Below are 5066 nucleotides of genomic sequence, written 5' to 3' on the forward strand. Positions count from 1 at the left end.
ATATTTTATAAATTTTTCCTTGACCTTGGTTGAGGATTTTTTTATCTCTGAAGAACTTGGGTATATAAATGAAGAATGAAATTAAGAATGGAGATACTATGATAAAAAGAGTAATTAAAGATAAAGTAGGAATAATTTATTTAGATAGGCCTAAAGTTATAAATGCTTTAAACCTTGACATGATTAGGCAAATTAGACAGATACTAGAGGAATGGGAAAATGACTGCAAGATAAGAGTTGTGTTATTTGATTCGCTTTGTGAGAAAGGATTTTGTTCTGGGGGTGATTTGAAAGAAGTCTACTATGATTATCTTTTGAATGAATCTTGTAATAATAAGGATGAATTTTTCAAAAAAGAGTTTGAACTTGACAAATATCTCATGACCTACAAAAAGCCTGTAATTAGCCATTGGTTTGGAATAACTATGGGTGGCGGAATTGGACTTACTATTCACTCGGACCTAATAATAACTGACGAAACTGTAAATTGGGCTATGCCAGAGACCAGACTTGGTTTTGTACCAGATGTAGCAGTAGGAAAGAACCTATCAGACCTTCCTCAAGCCTTGGGTCAATACTTGGGACTTTGTGGTGAGAGTTTAGGAGCAAGCGACCTAGTAGAATATGGATTATGTGATTACAAGATAAATTCTAAAGACTACAATAATATTATAGATAATTTGTTTAGGTTGTCTAATGAATATGAAGAAGATAGATTGGTGGGAGAATTTAGAAAAGTGTTGGAGAAGTATACTGACAAGGAGGAAATTTCAAAAATAAAGCCCGTAAAACCGCTAATAGATAAATATTTTTCCTATGAAAGATTAGATAAAATAATTGAAAATTTGAAGAATGATATAGGTAATGATTTTGCAAGCAAAACTTATGAAAACTTATCAAGAAGATTTCCTTTGATGCTTGCTGTTCAGTTCAAAAAGTATTTTATATGCAAAAACCTAACTCCCCAACAAACGATTGACTTAGACTATAAAATTCTTAACTATGCTGTTAAAATCGGTTCTATGGAAGAAGGGATAAGGGCAACGCTTATTGATAAGGATTCAAAAGCCAACTGGCAAGTAAAGAATATAGAAGATGTTGATTATAAAGAAGTTGACAAGATTTTGGGAATTTAAGAAAATTTATTTCTAGTTAATCAGGATTCATTTATTATGTGTAAGGAAGAATATTCTTTTTGAGGAGTTAATATGAATGAAAATAATAGAGTGAAAAGAGATATCGGGCTTGATTTTACTAGAATTTTTGCATTTTTTTCAGTAGTATCAGTGCACTTTTTTCTTAATACAGACTTCTACAAAAGACCTATTAATGGAGTAAAAATGCAAATGCTTGTAGGAGCTAGAACATTTTTTATGGTATGTGTACCTTTGTTTCTACTATTGACCGGATATTTGCAAGGAGGAAAGAAAATAGATTTAACTAAGCGTGGAATAGTCTCTTATTATAAAAAACTAAGACCAATTCTTATTAGATACATTCTATCTATGCTTCTAGTTTATTTATTTCTTATATTAGCACACAGAGAAGATTTTAGTATAAAAAATATTTTGTACGGAACACTGGGATTTAAGCATTATGCCTGGTATGTGAATATGTATATTGGTTTGTTTTTGCTGACTCCTTTTTTAAATATAATATGGAATGAAATAGAAGGTAAATCCGTTCATCTTATTCTTGTATTGGTTTTTGCATCACTTACTATTCTTCCTTCAATATTTAATATATACGATTTAAACTCATTTGCTGGTATATTTGCTAAATTTGATGGAAAAAAAATTGTTCACCTAATTCCAGATTGGTGGATTAATTTGTTCCCGATAACTTATTATTTTATTGGAGCTTATATTAGCAAGTATGTGAGAATCAAAAGCTTAGATACCATTAAAATTCTAACTTTATTGGTTGGAAGTGTGATATTATCAAGTATTTATAATGTGTTTAGAGCACATGGAGGTAACTTTGTATCCCAATATTGGAATAGTTGGGGGAGTTTTGAAAATACGTTAAATGCTGTATTAGTTTTTTTGCTAATAAATAAGCTAAGTCCCAGTAGGGTAGGGATTAGTTTTGGCAAGGTGATTGGCAAAATTTCATCGCTAACTTTCTCAGCGTATTTGATTTCAGCCATGACTGATAAGTTTGTTTACGCTTACTTAAATAGTCTCCGACCAAGCATAATCTATTCTTATAAATATTATCCAATAGTAGTAACTGTATCTGCTTTAACATCTTTAATACTTGCCGGATTTGTTGAAATAATCGCAAAATATATAGATAGAAAATATCCTAGTAAAAAAGTAGAAATCTATTGACAATGCTTTTCTAAAGTGCTATAACAGTTATGTGAAATAATCTTATTGGAGGAGTTAAATGAAAGATTTAATTATAATAGGAGCCGGTCCTTGCGGAGTTTCTGCAGCACTTTATGCTCAATCTAGGGGATGCGACTTAACAATATTTGAGAAAGAACAAGTTGGAGGACTAATAGGAAAAGTCTCCAAGGTAAGCCATTATACATCAGTTATTGTAGATGAGGATGGAGAAAGCTTTAGAAAAAGATTAGAAAATCAAATTAAAGCCTATGGACTTGATTTAAGATATGAAGAAGTAACTAAGCTTGAAAAGAAAGATGCTTATTTCTTAGTAACAACAAATAAGGGTTCTTATGAAGCCAAAAAAGTAATAGTTGCAGCAGGCTCCACTCCAAAAGAACTTGACCTTGATAGCAAAGGATATGAAATAGCTCATTGGGCTAGGGGAAGCGAAGAAAGGGTTTCAGGAAAAGTTGTCCTTGTAAATGGTGGTTCTGATGGTGCTTGTAAGGAGGCTCTTTATCTATCAAAATTTGCTAAGGAAGTTCATATAATTCAAAATCAAGAAGCTCTTATGTGTATTAATGAATTTAGAAAACAAATAGAAGCAAGTTCAAATATTACTGTTCATACTGGCGTCTCTCTTACTTCTATCGACAAAGATGGAGACCATGTTTGCAAGGCTTCTTTATCAAATGGCGAAGAAATCAAGTCTCAAGAAGGACTTGAGGTATTTGCAATGATTGGTCAATATCCTAATACTGGATTTATTGATATCGACTTAAGCAAAAATGACCTTGGTTTTATAGTTTCAGATATTAAAACACCGATTGAAGGTTTATTTGTAGCGGGAGATATCAGGGTTAAGGCAGTAAAACAGGTAGCTACAGCAGTTAACGATGGAGCCTTAGCAGGTATTGAGGCTAGCAAGTAGAAATTTAAGTGGTATCGTAAAGTTTTTTACGACCACTTTTTTTAATTTGATATATGAAAACCTTATTTGGGTATAAATTTTACAAGAATGGAGGCTATTATGAAAAAAATAAAGGTGAGTATGGTGGCTTTCTTGCTAGGTATTTTAGCTCTAGCCTTATCTTTAATTGTACCGCCAGAAATCCTAAGTCCATATACAAATTTAAGACCAATTGGGTTAACCACCTTATATATTTGCCCGATATTAGGAATAATTGGGATCTTATTCGCAATAAAAGAAAAAGCTTTATTTTTTGGGCTAGCAAATATTCTGCTAATACTAGCTTTTCCACTTGTAATGTTTATAGGATATAGAATTTTATAGAATTTTTGGTTTGTGATGAATGCCCACAAGCTAGTTTTAATCAATCAGGAGAAAGAAAATGAAAGAACTTAAAAAAATAGCAATTCAAGATACCTATGGCGAGAGATTTAGAAATTGTTGGGGATGTGGTACAGAGAATCCTAGTGGCTTACACTTAAAATCATATCCGAGTGAAGATGGTAAGACTTGTTACACTGAAATCATTCCAGATAAGGTATATACAGGAGGCGTACCACATAACTTATTTGGTGGAATGATAGCTATGATTTTTGATTGCCATGGTACAGCATCAGCTGCATTTTTCAAGCTTAAAGAACAAGGATTAGATCTTAACGAAGATACAATAATTGGTAGATTTATTACAGCTAGACTTGAAATAGACTACAAAAAACCAACTCCTATGGGTGAAGTTGTAAAAGTAATAGCAAGACCTGTAGAAATTGGTCAAAGAAAAGTCATTGTTGAAATGCAAATGTATGCCAAGGATGAACTAAGAGCTCAGGCAAAAATTGTTGCTGTTGGTGTTAAAGATAATATGTAATTATTCATAATAACCCTTGACTAAGCCCTAAGGGTCAGCCTTATAATTTCATTAAAGGAGGCTCTTATGTATATAAATGAAGTAATAAAAATAACAGGCCTTAGTAGGAAAGCTCTTGCTTATTACGAAGAAAAGGGATTAGTGATACCTTCAAGGCAAGATAATGGTTATAGGACTTATGACAAAGAGGATGTAGAAAATCTTCAAAAAATATCTCTACTTAAAGATTTAGACCTTAATATTAGTGAAATCAAAGACTTTATGACTAATCAAAAAATATCGTCCTCTTTGCTTAGAGAAAGGCAGGAGAGGATAGAAAGAAGTATTAAACAAAATGACCTTATAAAAAAGATAATTGATGGATATGAGGTAAGCGAAATCGAGGTTGAGATTAAAAAATTAGAGAGAAATTTGACAATTTATGACAGGTTGACGAGAATCTTTCCAGGATATTTTGGTCAAGCGATATTTGCCTCATACAAACCATTCTTGGAAACTATTTTAAACGATGATAATAACAAGTCCTTTGAAAGATACATCAACTACCTTGATTCACTAGAAGAGATTCCCTTTAGTGAGGAGGAGAAAAAATATATAGAAAATATTAGTAGAGATATTGATAAGGAATGTCTTGATGATATTAACCAGAAAAAAATTGCTGCGATAGATGATTATCAAAAATGGACTGAGGATAATGAAGAATTTATCAAAGCTTATAAGGAATACTTAGAAAGTGATGACTATAAAAAATCATTAGGAAAAACAATAAGAGAAAAAATAGAAAAATATTTCAGAGATAATAACTACTATGAAATAGCAATTCCATTAATTAGAGATTTTGCACCTAAATATGATGCTTATTACAAAAAATTATTGGAAATAGATACATTTAATT

6 protein-coding genes are annotated in these 5066 nt (G+C 31.6%); all 6 read left to right on the forward strand.

Annotated elements, in window-relative coordinates:
- Nucleotides 1-98: 98 nt before the first annotated feature.
- Nucleotides 99-1136, forward strand: a complete 1038-nt coding sequence (locus Q0W95_RS07350) for an enoyl-CoA hydratase/isomerase family protein (protein WP_297791393.1) — start codon at nucleotides 99-101, stop codon at nucleotides 1134-1136.
- Nucleotides 1137-1208: 72 nt separating this feature from the next.
- The gene (locus Q0W95_RS07355) at nucleotides 1209-2333 is read left to right on the forward strand and encodes an acyltransferase family protein (protein WP_297791395.1); all 1125 of its coding nucleotides are present in this window, start codon (nucleotides 1209-1211) and stop codon (nucleotides 2331-2333) included.
- 58 nt (nucleotides 2334-2391) lie between these two features.
- Nucleotides 2392-3267: an NAD(P)/FAD-dependent oxidoreductase gene (locus Q0W95_RS07360; protein WP_297791396.1), complete on the forward strand. Its 876-nt coding sequence runs from the start codon at nucleotides 2392-2394 to the stop codon at nucleotides 3265-3267.
- Nucleotides 3268-3366: 99 nt separating this feature from the next.
- Nucleotides 3367-3630, forward strand: a complete 264-nt coding sequence (locus Q0W95_RS07365) for a hypothetical protein (protein ID WP_297791399.1) — start codon at nucleotides 3367-3369, stop codon at nucleotides 3628-3630.
- A 58-nt stretch (nucleotides 3631-3688) separates the two neighbouring features.
- Nucleotides 3689-4171: a hotdog domain-containing protein gene (locus Q0W95_RS07370; RefSeq protein WP_297791401.1), complete on the forward strand. Its 483-nt coding sequence runs from the start codon at nucleotides 3689-3691 to the stop codon at nucleotides 4169-4171.
- A 66-nt stretch (nucleotides 4172-4237) separates the two neighbouring features.
- A partial coding sequence (locus Q0W95_RS07375; RefSeq protein ID WP_297791403.1) for a MerR family transcriptional regulator occupies nucleotides 4238-5066 on the forward strand: 829 nt, incomplete at its 3' end.

Source organism: uncultured Anaerococcus sp., from assembly GCF_947253225.1.
Classification (GTDB): Bacteria; Bacillota; Clostridia; order Tissierellales; family Peptoniphilaceae; genus Anaerococcus.

Bases quoted from the DNA above. Each gene is read 5' to 3' on its own strand.
- Q0W95_RS07350 (WP_297791393.1), top strand. From the start codon at position 99: ATGATAAAAAGAGTAATTAAAGATAAAGTAGGAATAATTTATTTAGAT.
- Q0W95_RS07355 (WP_297791395.1), top strand. From the start codon at position 1,209: ATGAATGAAAATAATAGAGTGAAAAGAGATATCGGGCTTGATTTTACT.
- Q0W95_RS07360 (WP_297791396.1), top strand. From the start codon at position 2,392: ATGAAAGATTTAATTATAATAGGAGCCGGTCCTTGCGGAGTTTCTGCA.
- Q0W95_RS07365 (WP_297791399.1), top strand. From the start codon at position 3,367: ATGAAAAAAATAAAGGTGAGTATGGTGGCTTTCTTGCTAGGTATTTTA.
- Q0W95_RS07370 (WP_297791401.1), top strand. From the start codon at position 3,689: ATGAAAGAACTTAAAAAAATAGCAATTCAAGATACCTATGGCGAGAGA.